General features: G+C 41.3%; 16 protein-coding genes. 3 read left to right on the top strand and 13 right to left on the bottom strand.

Annotated elements, in window-relative coordinates:
• Positions 1 to 12 precede the first annotated feature (12 nt).
• The 6 genes from fliH to NYF15_RS12635 all read right to left on the bottom strand — a co-directional run bounded on the left by fliH (position 13) and on the right by NYF15_RS12635 (position 6,616).
• A complete protein-coding gene (fliH, locus tag NYF15_RS12660; RefSeq protein WP_371353758.1) occupies positions 13 to 831 on the bottom strand; it encodes a flagellar assembly protein FliH in 819 nt (272 codons plus the stop codon).
• A 3-nt stretch (positions 832 to 834) separates the two neighbouring features.
• Complete coding sequence (gene fliG / locus NYF15_RS12655; protein ID WP_062569725.1) at positions 835 to 1,872, bottom strand: flagellar motor switch protein FliG; 1,038 nt, start codon at positions 1,870 to 1,872, stop codon at positions 835 to 837.
• On the bottom strand, positions 1,865 to 3,580 hold the full coding sequence (fliF, locus tag NYF15_RS12650) for a flagellar basal-body MS-ring/collar protein FliF (RefSeq protein ID WP_130150473.1): 1,716 nt from the start codon (positions 3,578 to 3,580) through the stop codon (positions 1,865 to 1,867). The genes fliG and fliF overlap by 8 nt, the downstream gene beginning before the upstream one ends.
• 20 nt (positions 3,581 to 3,600) lie before the next feature.
• Positions 3,601 to 3,933 (bottom strand): flagellar hook-basal body complex protein FliE, encoded by a 333-nt coding sequence (gene fliE, locus NYF15_RS12645; protein ID WP_062569723.1) that lies wholly within the window; start codon positions 3,931 to 3,933, stop codon positions 3,601 to 3,603.
• Positions 3,934 to 4,100: 167 nt separating this feature from the next.
• Positions 4,101 to 5,507 (bottom strand): sigma-54-dependent transcriptional regulator, encoded by a 1,407-nt coding sequence (locus tag NYF15_RS12640; RefSeq protein ID WP_371353757.1) that lies wholly within the window; start codon positions 5,505 to 5,507, stop codon positions 4,101 to 4,103.
• Positions 5,504 to 6,616, bottom strand: coding sequence for an ATP-binding protein (locus NYF15_RS12635; protein WP_237118132.1), 1,113 nt, complete (start codon positions 6,614 to 6,616; stop codon positions 5,504 to 5,506). Before NYF15_RS12635 ends, NYF15_RS12640 begins: the two co-directional genes overlap by 4 nt.
• Positions 6,617 to 6,744: 128 nt before the next feature.
• Here NYF15_RS12635 and NYF15_RS12630 point away from each other — a divergent pair, with 128 nt between their 5' ends.
• Complete coding sequence (locus tag NYF15_RS12630) at positions 6,745 to 7,332, top strand: DNA-3-methyladenine glycosylase I (RefSeq protein ID WP_341803082.1); 588 nt, start codon at positions 6,745 to 6,747, stop codon at positions 7,330 to 7,332.
• Positions 7,333 to 7,443: 111 nt separating this feature from the next.
• Here the strand turns inward: NYF15_RS12630 and NYF15_RS12625 are convergent, their stop codons facing one another.
• Positions 7,444 to 8,883, bottom strand: coding sequence for a sigma-54 dependent transcriptional regulator (locus NYF15_RS12625; protein ID WP_237118130.1), 1,440 nt, complete (start codon positions 8,881 to 8,883; stop codon positions 7,444 to 7,446).
• Between the two features lie 307 nt (positions 8,884 to 9,190).
• Between NYF15_RS12625 and fliS the strand changes: the two genes are divergently transcribed.
• Both fliS and NYF15_RS12615 read left to right on the top strand, forming a co-directional pair.
• The gene (fliS, locus tag NYF15_RS12620) at positions 9,191 to 9,592 is read left to right on the top strand and encodes a flagellar export chaperone FliS (protein ID WP_062569718.1); all 402 of its coding nucleotides are present in this window, start codon (positions 9,191 to 9,193) and stop codon (positions 9,590 to 9,592) included.
• Positions 9,549 to 9,881, top strand: a complete 333-nt coding sequence (locus NYF15_RS12615) for a hypothetical protein (protein WP_371353915.1) — start codon at positions 9,549 to 9,551, stop codon at positions 9,879 to 9,881. Before fliS ends, NYF15_RS12615 begins: the two co-directional genes overlap by 44 nt.
• A gap of 281 nt (positions 9,882 to 10,162) precedes the next feature.
• Here the strand turns inward: NYF15_RS12615 and fliD are convergent, their stop codons facing one another.
• The 6 genes from fliD to flgK form a co-directional block, all read right to left on the bottom strand.
• Positions 10,163 to 11,602, bottom strand: a complete 1,440-nt coding sequence (gene fliD / locus NYF15_RS12610) for a flagellar filament capping protein FliD (protein WP_371353756.1) — start codon at positions 11,600 to 11,602, stop codon at positions 10,163 to 10,165.
• 44 nt (positions 11,603 to 11,646) lie between these two features.
• Entirely contained in the window at positions 11,647 to 12,057 is a 411-nt protein-coding gene (locus NYF15_RS12605) for a flagellar protein FlaG (protein ID WP_371353755.1), read from the bottom strand.
• A 125-nt stretch (positions 12,058 to 12,182) separates the two neighbouring features.
• Positions 12,183 to 13,601 carry a flagellin gene (locus NYF15_RS12600; protein ID WP_371353754.1) on the bottom strand — a complete coding sequence of 473 codons (1,419 nt, stop codon included), beginning with the start codon at positions 13,599 to 13,601 and terminating at the stop codon, positions 12,183 to 12,185.
• Positions 13,602 to 14,078: 477 nt separating this feature from the next.
• Positions 14,079 to 15,485, bottom strand: a complete 1,407-nt coding sequence (locus NYF15_RS12595; RefSeq protein ID WP_371353753.1) for a flagellin — start codon at positions 15,483 to 15,485, stop codon at positions 14,079 to 14,081.
• A 234-nt stretch (positions 15,486 to 15,719) separates the two neighbouring features.
• Positions 15,720 to 16,973 carry a flagellar hook-associated protein FlgL gene (gene flgL / locus NYF15_RS12590; RefSeq protein ID WP_130150465.1) on the bottom strand — a complete coding sequence of 418 codons (1,254 nt, stop codon included), beginning with the start codon at positions 16,971 to 16,973 and terminating at the stop codon, positions 15,720 to 15,722.
• Positions 16,974 to 16,975: 2 nt separating this feature from the next.
• A complete protein-coding gene (gene flgK, locus NYF15_RS12585; protein ID WP_130150464.1) occupies positions 16,976 to 18,973 on the bottom strand; it encodes a flagellar hook-associated protein FlgK in 1,998 nt (665 codons plus the stop codon).
• Between the last annotated feature and the right edge of the window lie 3 nt (positions 18,974 to 18,976).

The following is an 18,976-nucleotide window of genomic DNA, read 5'->3' as shown; positions in this document are numbered from 1 at the left end:
CCTAAACAGTGGTTAGATACCACTGTTATGCAAAAAGTTTTCCAATGTTTCTTTGACGCGGGTTTTTACGGTCATATCTATTGATGACTGAGGTGTTTTAACTTCACATCCACCGCGTTCAAGGGTCGGTTCTGCCACTAACTGCCAGTGATTATCTGCAACAGTTTGTTCACCATAACTTTCTGTGACAAGTTTAATATCATCAGGGTGTAAGTGAATACGGACTTTTGTTTGCTCATCACCTAATGCATCTATCGCCTGCTTTAACGCATGTAAAACAATATCTGGCGAGGTTTTAATTTCTTGAAAAATCAGTGACTCACTTAACATCACAGCCAGTTGCACAAGCTGTTTTTCAGCGCTTTCATCCACTTGTGATAAAGGATTTGATAGGCTATCAAGTAAGCCACGTAATATCGTGAGTTGCTCTTCGATTATAGGTTTAACTTCTTCTTGGCCTTGAGTTTTACCTAACTCTACACCTTCTTTGTAGCCGGCTTCTTTACCTTCACCTACGCCCTTTTCAAAGCCATCAATATAGCCTTGTTCATGGCCTTGTTTTAAACCTTCCTCAAACGCATCTTGACGAATTTTTTCTAGCTCAGCCATTGTTAATGCGGGTATTTCTGGCTCTTCAGGCTCTTCCTTTGCAGATGCTTTTTCTTGCTCTTTACGATATAAATCAGCTAAAGGCGTGCCAAATGCAGTAGAGCGTCCCGCATACTTGCGAGTATCTTGTTCAACATCAGGAATTGGCCAATTTTCTAAAAGTTCATCAACCGCTTCGCTGGCGTGAACAGGTTTACCTCGGTGAAGTGATGGTTTATCCATGATTTACAGGAACTCCTCTCCACCACCGCCACCAAGCATAATTTCACCTGAATCTGCTAAGCGACGTGCTGTTGACAGAATTTCTTTTTGTGCCGTTTCTACTTCACTAATACGCACAGGCCCCATTGCTTCTAAGTCATCAGCAAGCAGTTCTGCGGCACGTTTTGACATATTGCTTAGGATCTTTTCTTTTAGTGCTTCGTCGGTACCTTTGATTGCTTTCATGAGTACATCTTGTTGCACTTCACGAAGAATCGCTTGAATGCCTCTATCTTCTACATCCATTAAGTTTTCGAAGACAAACATTAAGTCTTGGATTTGTTGCGACATTTCTTCGTCATGCTCACGGATTGAATCCATCAACTGACCTTCAACATTCGTATCTAGGTAGTTCATGATATCTGCCGCGGCTTTCAAGCCACCCATTTTCGCTGCTTGCGCACCTGCTTGACCAGCAAACTGTTTCTCCATGATTTCGTTTAATTCTTGGAGTGCCGCAGGTTGAACTTCTTCAAGGTTAGCAATACGCATGGTTAAATCGAGGCGCACTTTTTCTGGGAACTGCGACAAGATCTCAGCAGACTGCTCAGGCTCTAAGTAAGATAAAACAATGGTCTGGATCTGCGGGTGCTCATTACGAATAATATTAGCAACCTGTTTTGAGTCCATCCATTTTAACGAATCGAGGCCTTTCGCGCCTGAGCCCATGACAATCTGATCGATTAAGCTTGCTGCTTTATCTTCACCGAGGGCTGCGGTTAGTGCTTTCTTAATAAAGTCTTCAGATTGGAAACCAATAGTACTAAAGCTTTGAATTTGTTCAATAAACAAGTTATGCACAGCGCTAATTTTTGCTTGCGATAAATCATCCAGCGCGGCCATTGCCATCCCGACTTTTTGAACCTGTTTTGGCTCTAAGTGTTTTAGGATTTGTGCTGCATCCTCTTCTGATAAACTCAGCAAAAGTATCGCTGCTTTATCTACGCCGTCTAATTTGTCGACATCAAACGCCGCAGGTAATTGTTTTTCTTGATCAGTCATCTTCTGTTAACCACGCTTTCACTACTTGTGAAGACAATTCAGGCTCATTTGCTACCAGTGCTCGCACTGCTTTAAGTAAATCTTCATCGCCATGTAAATCTGGTAGCTGTAGTGTACCATCACTTGAGAATCCTACAGCAGCCGAGTCAAAGTCTTTATTTAGCATATCTAGTGTACTATCACCAATATCTATACCTGAGCTTAGCGCATCTTCATCATATTCTTCCAGTGTATCATCTGGGTAAATTAAGCGTTTCAGCATCGGTTTAACAACAGCAATTATTAGTACAATGATTACCAATGCGCCCAGCGCTAAACGTAGCATTTTCATAAACCACTCTTGTTCCCACAGTGGTATTTCGATTGCTTCTCCTGTATCTTGGCGAACAAAAGGCACAGTTACAACTTCTAGCGCATCACCACGCTGCATATCAAAGCCAACACCACCTTGTAATAAGCGACGGATATTTGACAATGCCTCAACTGAGCGCGGTACCATTGTTGTTTCACCGTTTTCACCGACTTGAGGCACGTAGTCAACGGCAACAGATACACTAATACGACGGATAACCCCTGTTTGCTGACGTTTATGTGAAATCGTTGTATCTAACTCATAATTACGGGTTGCTTCTTTATGAGAACGACTTGGGTTAGTTGCTGTACCAGCCCCACCTTGACCCGCTACCTCAGGGATATCAGAGTTAACAGGCGGCTGATTTGTTAAGGCACCAGGAATACCAACCGCTAAACCACCAATGTTATTTTCTTCAAACGTTGTTTCACTGCGTACGGCAGGTAAATCTGGGTTAAAGCGCTTTTGAGTTTCTTCAACAGCACTAAAGTCCATATTCAAATCTACTTGCGCTGTGTAGTTGCCTAACCCCACAACAGGAATAAGGATACTATCGATTTTATTAAGATATTCTTCTTCGCGTTTGCGCTCAATTTCATACTCTTTACGTGAGCGAGCTGCCAGTGAATTTTGTGAGCCTGAGTTAAGTAAACGGCCATTTTGATCGGTAACTGTGACGCGCTCAGGTGACAGCCCTTGTACAGCTGACGCAATAATATCAACCACTGAGTCAACTTCTTCACCATCGAGTGTGCGGCCACGCTTCAGTGTTAGCACCACCGTAGCAGAAGGCTGTTTTTCACGACGAGCAAACACGTTTTCTTTTGGAATAGCTAAAAGTACTTTGGCGCGAGTTACATTTTTTAGCTCTTCAATGGTGCGCGCAAGCTGCTGCTCACGGCCATGTTTTAAACGTTCACGTTCAAGACGTTGGCTTACACCAAATCCCATATCTTGCATGATGATGTCAGTACCTGAGCTTGGCGCTTGCTCAAGGCCTTCACGAGCCATCAATAGCTTAATATTTTGGTATTCACCTTCTTCAACCGAAATGACATTACCATCTAATTCATAATCAATCTTTTGAGCATCTAAGAAGTCGAGAGTTTGAATAAGCTCTTCCGTTGGCATTTTACCAAGCGGTCGCATATCTGGCTGACGAGCCCAAATAATAATAAAAATAGCAATTGCCAAACAGATAGCCAGTGCAATAACTAACGTAACCTGACGAAGTACATCCACACCGTTCAGGGCACTTAAGTATCCAGACTTTTGCTCTTGTTGTTCCTCAGTATCAGGTGAATCGACTCCACCACCTGCTAAGGCTAGATCAGTTGATTGATTAGATTGCGCCACAATAATTCTCCACTACCTAGTTAAACAGGCATGTTCATAATGTCTTTATATGCTTCAACAAGTTTGTTTCTTACTTGTACCGTCGCCTCAAAAGCCACTGAAGACTTTTGCGAAGCTATCATCACTTCTGCCAAGGAAACACTGCGATCTCCCATCTCTAATGCGGTGACTTTTTGCTTAGCGTCTTGTTGTAGGCCATTAACGTTATCAAGCGCATTACTAAGTAAATCACCAAACTGTGCTGATGAAGTCGGCTGAGCTTGTGTTGGTAAGTTATTAACTGACTGGCTACGGCCCGCTTCTAGAGCCATAGATTGCATTTCTTGAAATAATGCGCTGTTTTGAATTTTCATAATACTCTCTGACGATGCAGTTCACTTATCAAGTAAAATGCACAAAGCGTGCCATAAATAAAAACCAATAAAAACAAGTATTTATTGATATATTTATTGTTGTCAGAGTTTTGACAGCAAACAAGCTCACGATAATGTGAGCTTGTTTGTGTAAGAAGAAATATGGATTAGGCTGGTAATGCGATCCCAAGATCACGCATTTGCGCCAACTTATACCTAAGTGTACGAGGACTAATTCCTAAAGTCTCTGCAACCTCTTTGCGTTTACCTTGGCATTTGGCTAGCGTCTCTAAAATAATACGATGCTCTTTATCTTTGAGTTCGTCTTTATAATTACCTTGCTCGTTCACTTGAGGAATACTCGCAAGTTGAGGCTCTACAGGCTGCTCTTGATAAATCGGGGCATTATGGGATGGAGCTGGCTGAGTTAGCTCTGAACTTGTTGATAACAACTCTTCGATGAAAATATCATTCTCATGAATACTGTTGCCATCACATAAAATGAGTGCCCGTTGAATAACATTATCAAGCTCGCGAACGTTACCAGGCCATGTGTGCGCTAAAAGCTTTTGCTTTGCGCCTTCTGTAATCAGTGCAATTGGCTCTTTGCTTTTCAAGCAGTGTCGTTCAATCAAATGCTCAGCAAGAATAATAATGTCACCTGGGCGCTCAGCAAGTGGCCGCCACATTAGGGGGAATACATTTAAACGATAGTATAAATCTTCTCTAAATAGATTGTTACTAACAGCGTCTTTTAAATCACGGTTGCTGGTTGCCAAAACACGAACATCAAGTTCAATCGTTTTACGGCTACCCAGTCGCTCCACTTCACGCTCTTGTAATACACGCAGTAATTTTGCTTGAAGCCCTAAGTCCATCTCAGTGATTTCATCAAGTAAAATGATGCCACCTTGCGCCTGTTCAAATTTACCTGGGCAAGCTTGAATAGCGCCTGTAAAAGCACCTTTTTCGTAACCAAATAATGTTGCCTCAAGCATGTTTTCGGGGATGGCTGCGCAGTTAATTGCAACAAAAGGCGCATCAGCACGGCTTGATTTATCATGAATATAACGCGCTAAGACTTCTTTACCTGACCCACTTGGGCCAAGCACCATAACACTGGCGTCAGAGCGAGCCACTTTACTGGCCAGCTCAAGTAGCTTTATGCTTGATGGATCTGCGACAATGGGACCTTCGGTCTCTTTTTCTTTCTCTGGTAAATAACGACTGACCATATTAAGAAGCACTTCTGGCGCAAACGGCTTGGCCATATAGTCAATAGCACCAAGGCGCATTGCTTCAACCGCATCATCAATGGTGGCATACGCTGTCATCATCAAAACAGGCAATTCTGGGTAGTTCAGCTTAATGCTGCGCAATAGGTCGAGACCACTCATAGTGCCCATTTGCACATCACTGACTACCAATGCATAGGTATTTTGTTTTAACAAGACCATTGCCTGCTCGGCACTGTCGGCAGCAATACAATCAATACCAGACATTTCTAGTGTATCAATCAGCGCTTCTCGTAGGCCTGCGTCATCTTCAACGACTAAAATAGGATGGGTACTCATTTTGCCTCCGCTAACATAGGTTCTGCACTAATAGGCAAGATCAAACTAAAACAGGCACCACCATGTGCGTTGTTATAAACTTCAACCCGCCCTTGATGGGCATTGGCGACTGAACTAACAACAGCCAGTCCAAGCCCTGTGCCTTGGCTTTTAGTGGTAAAAAACGGTTCAAATAATTTATCTGCTAAACTAGTATCAATACCTGGGCCATTGTCGCTGACACTTATGCGCACGCAATTTTCATCTTTGTCATCTCGCTTAGCACTCAGCTCAACACGTGCCTGACTGCCAATTATTTGAATACTGTTATGAATAAGGTTTTGAACGGCACTTGCCAGTGCTGTTTTATTACCGACTATTTCAATATCTGGCTCAGGTAAACTAACAACAAGCTCGCTGTGATTTTGGGCAACCATTGCATCGGCACCCACTTTAACTTCGCTTAAAAGCTGTTGCATCGAGACACTTTCAACAACTTGCTGCTCACCACTTTTGGCAAATAAAAGCATGTCATTCACTTGGGTTTCTAAATCTTTTAAACGCGACATTAACTTAGTATGGAAGTTACCTCGCGATGCTTCTGGTAATCGCTTCGAGCCTAAGTTTGCAGCATACAACATAGCTGCAGAAAGCGGCGTCCTGACTTGATGAGCAAGAGAAGCAACCATTTTGCCAAGGGCACTTAAACGCTGCATATGCGCTACACGTTTTTGCAACCTGCGCGTTTCGGTCAAATCTGTCATTAGGATAAGTTGCCCAGGCTCAGGAGCTAGAGCTGTAATATCGAGCTTAATTAAACGACCATCTTTTAGTGACACCTCATGGCCATCATCTTGCTTAGGGCGAAATGAGCGTTGAATAACGCTAAACCATTTTTCACCTTCTAATGGCTCACCCAGCATGTCTATTGCAATTTGATTTGCTTTTGCAATCATGCCGCGCCCATCTAGCACCACCACACCTGCAGGCATAGTATCAACCAAATGACTAAGCCAACTTGCCTGCTGGCGAAGCTCACTTAATTCCCCCACATACTCTTCTTGCTGTAAACATGGGTTATATTGATTAGCTGTGATAAATTGTGGTTTTAGTACATTTGCCAAGGCCATAATTAACTACTCAAAAATCGTGTCTGACAGTGTAAATGCACAAACTATACCAAATTTATTATTGTTTAATTTCAATAAATTAAAGGTTAATTTAACAACGACAAAAAAATGACAACTGCGAGGGAACGATGCAAAAAGAACACCTTTGTCGCTGCCCATGGCTCGACACCAATAAAGAAGATTATGTAGCCTACCATGATGAAGAATGGGGTGTGCCATTATATGACGATCACCGCTTATTTGAGTTTATAACCTTAGAGTCAGCACAAGCGGGACTGAGTTGGTATACCATACTTAAAAAGCGTGATGGCTATCGCAGTGCCTTCAAAAACTTTGTTGTCGAAGAGGTTGCCAGAATGACCGAAGACGACGTCGAACGGTTAATGCAGTTTGAAGGCATTATTCGTAATCGCGCTAAAATCGCTGCCACTATCAATAACGCGCAACGCTTTATTGAGATTCAAAAAGAGTTTGGTAGTTTCTCAAACTATCAATGGCAGTTTGTAGGTGGTAAACCACTGGTGAATAACCTTGAAAAGCGAGAAGATTACCCTGCTATAACAGAAGCCTCGACCGCTTTTGCTAAAGATCTAAAAAAGCGCGGCTTTAAATTTTTAGGGCCAACAACTGTTTATGCACATATGCAGGCCTGTGGCATGGTTAACGACCACAGTAATGATTGTTTTAGAAAAGCTGAAATAATTGCACAGTATTGACTGCACGATTAGTGTTAATTTGAAGCGAATAAAAACAAGTAGGTCATCTATCACAGCGTGTTGCTAAAATGACCTACACATTTTTTGGGAATAATGAAAAGCTAAAGCAGGTTAATCTCGCGACAGATTATACTTTTTCATTTTTTCGACTAGGGTTGTACGGCGTACACCTAAAATTTCAGCGGCACGTGCCACCACATAGTCATAACGCTCAAGCGCTTGGCTAATCAGGCTTATCTCTAAATCTGCTAAATACTCTTTTAGCTCAATACCTTCTTCAGGTAATAAACCTGAATCAGCTGACGCGGCTGAAAGCTCAGGCTCTTCGTCCTCGTAGTCGCTAAAACCACTGCTGAAAATATCGTTAAAGGCATCTCGTTCCATTAACTCTTCAGGGTATTCAGGCTCATAGGCATCGACTTCAATATAGCGGTATTTGCTTGGTAAGTCTGGTATATCAACGACCTTATCAGGGAACATGATCACCATACGCTCAACGAGGTTCGCCAGCTCACGAATATTGCCAGGCCACGCATGCTCTTTTAAACTTTGAATCGCGCGCTCAGTGAACTTGGCTGTAGTGCCACTTTGCTCGTTTACACGGCGCATTAACTCTTTTAATAACAGTGGAATATCGTCTGCGCGTTCGCTTAGTGATGGGTTTTCAATCGGGAATACATTTAAGCGATAAAAAAGATCTTCACGAAAATCCCCTTTTTCGATCATATCCTCAAGGTTTCTGTGGGTTGCAGCAATGATGCGCACATCAGCCTGAATAGGCTTAGTACCGCCTACCCGCTCATAGCTTCTCTCTTGTAAAACACGTAGTAACTTCACCTGCATTTGCAATGGCATGTCACCAATTTCATCTAAAAAGAGCGTGCCACCTTGCGCCAATTCGAAGCGACCTTTACGTGCAGAAATCGCACCTGTAAAAGCGCCTTTTTCATGACCAAATAACTCACTTTCAAGTAACTCTCCAGGGATTGCTCCGCAGTTTACTGGAACAAATGGTCCTGTGTTACGCTTTGACAATAAGTGAACATTACGGGCGACAACTTCTTTACCAGTGCCAGATTCACCTAAAATGAGCACATTGGCATCTGTTTTTGCGACTTGTTCAATTAAAAATCGAACATCTTTGACTGCGTCAGTTTCACCCACTAAACCATCAAATGATTTATGCGATTTAGACTGTTTATGCTCGCCTGGCAACATACGTTGATATTGCTGACAATCATGCAAAAGCTGGGTAGTTACATCATGGTTAAAGGGTTCACAAATTAACCCCACCACGTTAGCAATACTCAATAACGGCTTGAGTGTTTCACCTATCAGTAAGAATGGGATAGCAGGAAACTGCTTTATAACGGTTTCATGACTTAGTTGCTGTAAAGCCCCAAGAATCACCATACATTCTTGCTGTTGGTGCTTTTCACAAAATGTTTGAAGTGTTGACTCATCAACCAATTGAACAGCTTCACCTATAAAGGTAAGTGCTGCATGTAAACCTATCGCACGATTATTATTATTGTCTAAAATTAAGATCATTATTGGCGAACCACAGTTACCACTCGGTTAGTTAATTTTTAAATTGTAAGCGAGTTTGAACGGGATGCAAGCGCAAAGCGGCAATTTATTGACATCAACGCCAAAAAATAGTCACTTAGTAGAAAAAGCAATACTAAACTACTAACTTAACTCAATAGAGAAGTTTTTACTTTGGTGCAGCTACGCACATTTGTATAATTCATCTAGACTAAGATAAAGAAAAAGTTAATTCTGCCGATACTATCTATGGCACTAATATTGCTTAGATTTGTTTTATTAATTGGTGTTTTAATTATAGGATTTTCTCATGGCACACATCTCAGTAAAAAAGTACAGTCAGGTTAGCGTTAGCAACATCAACGAAATGACACCGTACGAGCAGATAAACCTTATCTTCAATAATATCATTGGCAGATTAGCGGCAACAAAGGGCTTTATTGAACGTAAAGAACTTGAAAAAAAGGGTGAGAATATCTCTAGTAGCATTTTATTGTTTGGCGCTTTACAAGACGCTTTAAACTTTGAGAAAGGCGGAGAAATTTCTAATAACCTTTTATCACTTTACGACTTTTGCCAACGCCGTCTAACAGAAGCAAATATCAATAATGATATTGATGCAATTGATGACGTTATTCGAATCGTAAAAGAAATAAAAGAAGGCTGGGATGCAATTCCAGCAGATGAGCGCACACCTAAAGCTGATCAATAAAATGCCTAATAATCTGACTCTGGACGAGCAACTCACTGCCCTTTCAGAGCATATAGACAAAACAGAGATTGAGCTTGCCAGCCAATCGTTAGTGGCTATCGATAAAAAGCTAAGAGCTTGGTGTGAAAGTAGCACGCCTCCAACCGAACAAGAGCTCTTAGCAATACAAACCCGTATTTCTTCCGCCATGGCCAGACTAAAAAGCGCAAGAGACAAAACACAAGCCGAGCTTCTCAGCCAACGAAAATCAAACAAGGCTATCTCTAAATATAAAGCAACTAAGTGCTAATCAAGCGTTTAGTTGTTTTTATTACCTCAATTGCGCGACTACATCACGGGTTAATATTACTTTTGCTATATCAGTTGCGCGACATAAGGTCGCGACTAAAATACGAGTTAATATCACTTTTGTTATTTATTTTCGCAGCATAAAGGTCGACGTGGGTAAACTGATTATGTTTGTGGGGGTTTTCAAGCAAAGCGTAATTCTTGATAAAAAATAGTTTGTACGCCAAAAACAAAAAAGCGCCAAAGAAGTTGGCGCTTAAATAAGGAAAAGTGATAAGTTTACTAATTACTCTTTTTAACAACCCCTGGCATATTATCAAGCTGCGCTTGAACATAACTACTGGTTGAGTTTAGCTGTGCAACAAGTAAATCCATGCTGTTATATTGTGCATATAAACGAGACTCTAAAGATTCCATTTTTCTTGCAAAATCAATGCGCTCATCATCTAAACCATCTAACTGAGTTTGTTTACTGTCAATTCTGTTTTGAACAATACCATCAGAGTCAGTATAAAAGCTCATAAGTTCATCAAAAGACTGCGCAAAGCCGCCCTCGTCTTCATTGTCACCTAAAAAGAATTCTTGAACTAAATCCACATCTGCTTTTACTTGCTCATCTAAACGCTCTGTATCTAAGGTCAGTTTACCGTAACGGTCTGCTTCAACCCCAAGCTTAGATAATGACAAGCTGCTGCCATCACTCAAGCCAACTTCATTGGTTAGCTGCTGGCGAAGCTTTGACATCACACCACGAAGCATAGAGTCACCGGCCATAACCCCTGCTCCGTCTTCACCTGAGCGGCCAAGATTTTTGCTTAGCTCAAGTAACTCATTATAGCTTTCAATAAAACTGTTTAAGCCAGCCTTTATGTTACTATTATTCTCAGTAACCTTTAATGAGCTGTCATCATCATCTGCATCGTGCACTTTTTTAGCTGTGATATCTACGCCATCAATAACATTCTTAAACTCATTCGTGTTACTCGTCACGGTGAGTGTGCCATCAATGGTAATTTGTGCATTCTGCGCAGCATCAACTTCGGTTAAATTAGTAACATGATTAGCAGGATCGGCATCTGATACATCATATGCTAAGCGAGAAAGGCCACCTGCATCAGTGTTGTTACCATCATTATCTTGCACTGTAATGCTGATGGCATTTTCTTCACCGGTTTCTTTACTTGTTAATACTAAATGTTGTCCAGCGTCCGTAGTAACTATTGTTGCTGTCACAGAGTCATTGCTATCAGTACCCGTGAATGGACCATTATTTATTTGGTCTCGTAAATCCTCTAATGTATTTGTTGGTGACAAGACAGTAGAAAAACTATTTTCGCCTGAGCTAATGGTAATAACGCCACTACCAATTGGCTCATCCGCAGCAAAGGCTGGTGATGACAACTTATGTGCTTGTGCGAGCGCATCAACCTTTACATTATAACCACCAGGCTGAGCGTCTTTATCTGATTCAACGGAAAGAAAGTCATCACCACCAGAAATGCTTCTTCTTTGATAGTTTTCAACATCACCTAATGCTTCCATTGAGGTTTGCAGTTTTTCAAGTGCTGATTTGAGTGCACCAGCTGCTGAAATATCCGTTGTTAACGTTGCTTCTCTTTTATTTAAACGTGAAGTAAAAGGGGTGCGCTCAGCATTAACTAACGCATCAACAATATCTGATACTGCTAAACCTGAACCTAAACCATTAAATGAAATAGCCATAACACATCCTCTTAATTACCTATTTAAATCAAAGTAGCAAAAAGCTAAGCTGTTTGATCAATTAAAAAACCAGCGGTTTCTGAAAGTTTAGCCACTAGGCTCAACACTTCTTCAGATGGGTATTGCTTAATTAGCTCACCACTGTTTTTATCAACCACTTTAATAACATCACGGCCCGACTCTTCATCAACTTGAAACTGCAAACTGCGATTCATTTCGCCCATGAAGTCCTGCAATTGTTGCGCCATTTTCTCAAGCTGCTCGCGGCCCAATTCATCTTTTTCACCGCTTTGTTGCACTTGTTGATAATTTTGCTCTGTTTGTTGTTGAAGTGTATTTTCCGTTTTATTTGATTCATCAACCGCCGTTGCTGTCAGTTGTGGACTCGCAGCTAACTTATCATCAGCTTTTTGCGGAGCCACTACAAAATCAGGGCTTTGGGTTATTGCACTCATAACGCCTCCTTAAACATTTTACCCTATGGCTAATACAACAAAAGGAGATTAGCTAAGCCAATCTCCTTTTTATTTTAGTTAACTAATGCTGACTTAACCATTAGTTGTTGTAACTAATCACACTATTAACCAATTAAGCTAAGCGCTGCTTGTGGTAATTGGTTCGCTTGCGACAAGATTGATGTACCTGCTTGTTGCAAGATTTGGTTTTTAGTCATGTGTGCAGTTTCTGTTGCAAAGTCAGTATCTTGAATACGGCTACGTGAAGCAGATACGTTTTCAGAGATGTTTGCAAGGTTACTGATTGTGTGACCAAAACGGTTTTGAACCGCACCTAGGCTCGCACGTTGGCTATCAATCTGTGCAATTGCCGAGTCAATAACATCAATTGCTTCTTGAGCAGATGCTTGGCTAGTTGAGATATTGATGCTGTTAACATCATTCAACTGTGACGATGCACCAGATAAAATCTCAGCTGTATCCGCAGTACCGTCATCACCTACAGTAAATGATTGAGTCGATGTTAGCTTAAGCTCTGATGAAACAGAAACCGCAGCATTAGTCGCGCCTGCAACAATCTCAGTGCCTGCACTATCGGTGAATGAAAGCGTACCCGCCGAAGCAGCTGTTACTTCAATACCTTCAACATCAGTTGCTTTTAGGTCAATTGTATTTGCATCTGCGTCGTAAGTTACATCGAAGCCGTCTTTTGCAAGGTCATCCGATAGACGCTCAGTGTTACCTGCGTAGTCAGCTAAATCATATGTTTTGCCACCAATCGCTAAAGTACCATCATCATCAACTGATAGGTTGCCAAGAGTCACTTCAAGAGAAGCCTCCGCTGTGATACCTGTGCTTTGAGCATTTAAAGCATCTGCAACATCTTTAGCTGAATCAGTCGCGGCAACAGAAATTGTTGCTGCACCTTTATAGCCCGAGAAAGTTACATCACCGGCAGTTACGGCATTGTTAGTCGCCAGATCGCTTGCTGCAGCTAGACCATAAACTGAACCTGCACCTTTAATTTCATTTGCACCAAGGTCATTAGAACTTGTACCATCTAATGTGATGTCAATTGTTTGGTTCGCATTTGAACCAACTTGGAACTGTTTTGTACCAAAGCTACCATCTAGTAGTTTTACACCACCGAATGTCGTTGTATCAGCGATACGTGTTAATTCTGTTTGTAGTGCTACAACTTCTTCTTGAAGTGCATCACGGTCTTCAGCAGAGTTTGAACCGTTAGCTGATTGTAGTGCTAGCTCACGCATACGTTGAAGGATACTTGTTGACTCATTCATCGCACCTTCAGCAGTTTGTGCCATTGAGATACCGTCGTTAGCATTACGTTGTGCTACTGCTAGACCATTTACCTGTGAAGTTAAACGGTTTGAAATTTGTAGGCCTGCCGCATCATCTTTTGCGCTGTTGATACGCATACCTGATGCTAAACGTTCCATTGAAGTTGCTAAGCCTTCACTTGAACGAGACAAGTTACGTTGAGCATTTAATGAAGATACATTTGTATTTACTGATAAAGCCATGATAAAACTCCTGATTACTTTCGTAATATATCTGTTTTGATTTAACCAAGAACTTTCACAATTGTATGTTCAAGCTCTGTACTGGTTAAGTTAACGGCAGGTGAAGATTTATCTTTAGAGTTTTTTTCAAAAAAATTAATATTTTTATTAGAAAATAATTTAACTATTTAAAATTATTGAATTTTATTATTCATTAAACCGTCTATTTAAAGAAGATGTTTTGCATTCCATCCCTACATTTATTGCTTAAAAGAGCCATTATTACATTTTCTACTAACGCAGTGATGCTTAATAAAACTGTGCGACTAAGAGTCACAGCTATTACTCATCGTACTTATTAATAGCTATTTCAAGATAAAGTTGCCCGTAAGTTCTGGGCAAAATTTAATTGTTGATATCCACCTAGGATAGCAAAAGATCTGACACCTAAAACAAAAAACGCACTCAGTGAGTGCGTTTTTAAAGTAACAACTAATATTAGCCACCCAACAGGCTGATTGCTGCTTGTGGTATTTGATTCGCTTGCGACAAAATTGACGTACCCGCTTGTTGCAAGATTTGGTTTTTCGTCATGTGCGCTGTTTCTGTAGCAAAGTCAGTATCTTGAATACGGCTACGTGAAGCCGATACGTTTTCAGCAACATTCGCTAAGTTACTAATTGTGTGACCAAAACGGTTTTGTACCGCACCTAGTCCAGCTCGAATACTGTCAATTTGTGCAATTGCCGAGTCAATAACATCAATAGCACTTTGCGCACCATCTTGAGACGATGCAATATCAATATCTTTAACAGTAGATAGCGTAGAGGCAGTTCCTGCAACAAGTTCTGCCGCGTCTGCCGTACCATCATCACCCACTGTAAACTGTTGAGTTGAGGTAAGTCTTAGTTCAGACGTTTTACTCACATCAGCTGCTGTTGCATTACCATCTAACTGCACCGTAGCACCTGGTAGCGTTGAACCTGTGATTTCAACCCCATTCACACCTTCAGCAGTTAGATCAATAGAGCCTGTATCTGCATCAAATTTTACATTAAAGCCATCTTTAGCAAGCTCTTCAGATAAACGCTCCGCGTTACCCGCAAACGTTGCTAAATCATAAGATTTAGTACCAACGTTTAAAGTACCATCATCATCAACACCTAAATTGTCGATTGTTACATTTACATAAGCTTTTGCTTCAATACCTGTATTCTCTGCATTAATTGCCTCAGCAACATCCACTGCTGATTGTGTATTTGCATAGGTATGTGTATAAGCACCCTTATAACCAGAGAAAGTTACGCTGCCCCCAGTACCATTAGCAAACTCTGTTGCGAGTGTTGAAGCATTAAACTCACCAAAAACTGACCCGCCACCTTTCACTTCATGTGAGCCGATATCACCCGCAGCTGTGCTCTCAAGTGTTACATCAATCGTTTGGTTCGCATCTGAGCCCACTTGGAATTGCTTAGTGCCAAAGGTTCCATCGAGTAGCTGTACACCACCGAACGTTGTTGTATCAGAGATACGAGTTAATTCTGTTTGTAATGCTGTAACTTCTTGCTGTAGCGCGTCTCTATCTTCTGCTGAGTTTGAACCATTTGCAGCTTGAAGCGCAAGCTCACGCATACGTTGTAAGATACTGGTAGACTCTTGCATCGCACCTTCAGCTGTTTGCGCCATTGAGATACCATCATTTGCGTTACGCTGTGCGACTGCAAGACCGTTTATTTGTGATGTTAAACGGTTTGAAATTTGTAGGCCCGCTGCATCGTCTTTGGCGCTATTAATACGCATACCTGACGCTAAGCGTTCCATTGAGGTTGTTAAACCTTGACTTGATTTATTCAGATTACGCTGTGCGTTTAGTGACGACACATTAGTATTGACTGTTAATGCCATTTTACCATCTCCTAGTTTTAATTAGGCTGTGGTCCAATGATAATGTGAGGAACCACGCGCTTTGTAAAACACATAAAGCAGGAAGCGTGCCAGCTCAAAAATAAATTTTAAAACCATGTTTTATAAGCGTTTTTAATTCACTCCTTATGATAAAGCTCATAATAAAAAAGCCAGTGACAATTTATTGCCACTGGCTTTTTTAGAAATAGGCAAACTATTTCCGATGTTTTGTCACTATAAATAATCAAACAATGTTAAGTTGGCTAAGCGTCCAAAGGTTGCTTGTGATGCCTGCAACGCTGTTTCATGTTTCGTTAAATCGCTAATCGCTTCGGCCATATCGACTTCAACTAAGTTTGCTTTACTCTCTTTATTATTAATATCTAACGCGCTATTTGAGTCAGTCACTTGCTCAACCAAGTTCATACGTGCACCTAAACTTGCTTGAGTAAACACAACTTGATCACTGGCATTTTGTAATTGCACCAAACCATCAGCGAGTGCATCGTGCAGCTCATCACCTTCAAGGCCACTATTAAGGCTAGTGATCAGGTTTTGCATGGTATTGAGTACATTTTCTTTTTGCGGTTGTTGCAACGAAAAGTCAAACGTACCAGGGGCTGCGCCCTCTAGCTTAAACTCCATACCAGCATATTCAATTGGCTCGCCTGTATATTCACCAGTCACTGCTGGGGTGATTGGATTACCATAGCCGTCATTAATAACATAGGTATCAGGGTCACCAGGGTTAACACCTGGAACAAGTTCGACTTGAAATGTATTATCTGCAGGCAATGCCGTCGGGTTCAAGTCGTAATTCGCTTGATGGAACTTATCAAAATCAGCTTGTTTTTTGACATACACAGTACCCGATGTAACACCGCCTGCCGCTGTTCCCTCATTTGATACTACATCAAGGCGGGCATTCACTTTTTCGAACGCAGTAAAACCATTATCACTTGAGCGAACATCAACACCTTTAGCTATTGTTACTTTATGCTGTCCCTGATCGCCTTGATATTCATATAGGCCAGTTAGCGTATTCAGGCTGTATGTTTGCGTGCTATCTTGATAACCAGAAAAAATATACTTGCCATCTTCAGATTGACTATTCATTGAGCTGAGCAAAGACTTTTGCAGCTCCTCCAGCTCACTGGCAATGGTTTGTAAGTCTGTCTGGCTCATCGCCCCATTACCGGCTCGAATTGCTAGCTCTTGCGCAGCCTGAATGGTGGTATTGATATTTTGTAGTACACTTTCTTCTGTTTCTAATCGGCCATTCAGTTGATTAATATTTTTAGTATACTGCTCGTTTGTCTGAATTTTATTTGTAAATAAAGATGCTTGCGAGTAGGCAGACGGGCTTTCTGAAGTCGATAAATATTTTTGCCCAGTATTCACGCGCTCTTGTGCATTAGCAACACCTTGCTGCCCTTCAAGAATTTTGTTGATACTGCTTTGGTACATTAAATTATTAGATAAACGCATAATTACCTCGCCGCACTTAATAAGGTATCAAAAACTGAACGGGCAGTCGCAAGCACTTGTGCAGACGCCGCATAAGATTGTTGAAAACGAAGCAAATTAGCAGCTTCTTCATCTAGGTTTACACCCGACAAAGATTCATACCATGCTTCAGACTGCTCAGCCAACGCTGTAAAAGCTGCGCCATTCGTTTGAGCTTGCCCTGTAACCACACCAATATCAGACACTAAACCAGTATAGGCTTGATTAACGGTTTGATGGTTATTATCTGCTGAGCCGTCAACATTTCGTCTCACGATATTTGAATTCTGAATATCAGCTAGCAATAAACCATTACGGTTATCGTCAATTCCGCCTTCATTTGCTTCCACAGTAAATGTATCACCTAAAGCAGGCGTACCTTCTATATCGAAATCAAAACCGTAATTTACAAAGTTACCGCCTGCTGCTGAAAGCACATTTTTTAATGGCGGTGTTCCGTTGAATGTTTCAGTATTAACCCCATCAGACACTGTATATTCATCTGGCTCTGCAGTTTTAGAAATCGTAATACTGCCATTAGGTAAACTGACTGGAGAACCGAAATAGCCTGCATCGGTTACTGTTCCAGCAGTAATACTGGCATCACTGGTGTTGTTGATATCATTAGCTGTTCGAATAGGCGATGCAAGCGCTAAGTCTTCGGGTCTGTTTGTAGCTAGCTCTAAATTGCCAGAAGCGTGAGAGTTTAATTTAACCATAAACTTATCACCGACATTCGCCGTGCCAGAAACATTGAGCTCTAAACCAAATGACTCACCACCGGCAGGTGTAATAGTTGAAGAGTCAATAACCCCACCCACTACATCTGCGGTGGTTACTGCACCAATTGGCTCACCTTTATTATCAACTGCTTGGATTTCCACTGTCGTAGGGCTGGTATAACTAATCACAAAATCACTGGCTGGTAGTGAACTACCAAACCCAGCTTCAACAGTTGCCGTCATTGATGCGTTACCCGTATTTGCCTGATACGCAAGGCCATTGGTTGAAGGGATAGCAAAAATATCTCCGCCCATTTCACCATTCGCAGTCATACCTAGGTGATTCTGTTGGTTAAATGCATCAGCAAGCGCCAACCCCATTTGACCAAGCTGGTTGTGTGCCGGCACGAGGATGTCATCACGAAATGATAAAAGACCACCAATTTTGCCTTTTAATTTACCCGTATCCACCTCAAGCGGCACAGCTTTGCCACCATTGACATCTAACTTAAGTTCTTGAAAACTCGGATCAGGATCGCCTGTTAAAGAAAATAAATTAAATGTACCATTTTCCATAACTAAGGCTTCGCCTGTGCCTAAATAAACTTGCTTTTCACCGTTACTGCCATCAAGCGTTTCAATATCAATTAATTCAGATAAATCACGAATCGCTTTATCACGTTCATTATAAAGGCTACTTGAAAGTGACTCACGGTCAGTGCCATCAACAGCAACAATTTGTGAATTCAGTTCACTTATACTTTGAATTAAATTATTCGCTTCTTCGGAAAAGATTTCTAGCTGCTCATTCACAACCGCTTTTTGCTCTGAAACAATCCCCGATAGTCTATCCATCTGATCAATTAAATTCTGTGCATCTGTCATCACTAAAGAACGCGCAACATTTGACGATGGCTGATTTAGGCTTTCTTGAATATTATTAAAAAACGAATTAACACTGGTTGATACACTATTTGACTCTTCTGAGAATAAGCTATCCATGCGGCTTGCTTCTGTAACAAATTGGTCAAAAAATGCTTTACTTGACGTGTCACGATTGAGCTGTTTTTGCGCAAACTCATTGAGTAAACGATAAGTTTCACCACGACCAACTTGATTGTCGATCATGGTAGTAAATTCTGTTCGCTCACGTACATAGCCTTCTGTATTAACATTGGCTATGTTTTTACTGGTGGTTTGCAGCAACTGTGAGTTTGCTCTTATACCAGCATTTGCAATGTCATAAATATTAAATGACATGAG

It is taken from the genome of Pseudoalteromonas sp. 68 DY56-GL68, assembly GCF_041414825.1.
Lineage (GTDB): Bacteria > Pseudomonadota > Gammaproteobacteria > Enterobacterales > Alteromonadaceae > Pseudoalteromonas.
This window is presented reverse-complemented; position numbering and strand designations above follow the sequence as displayed.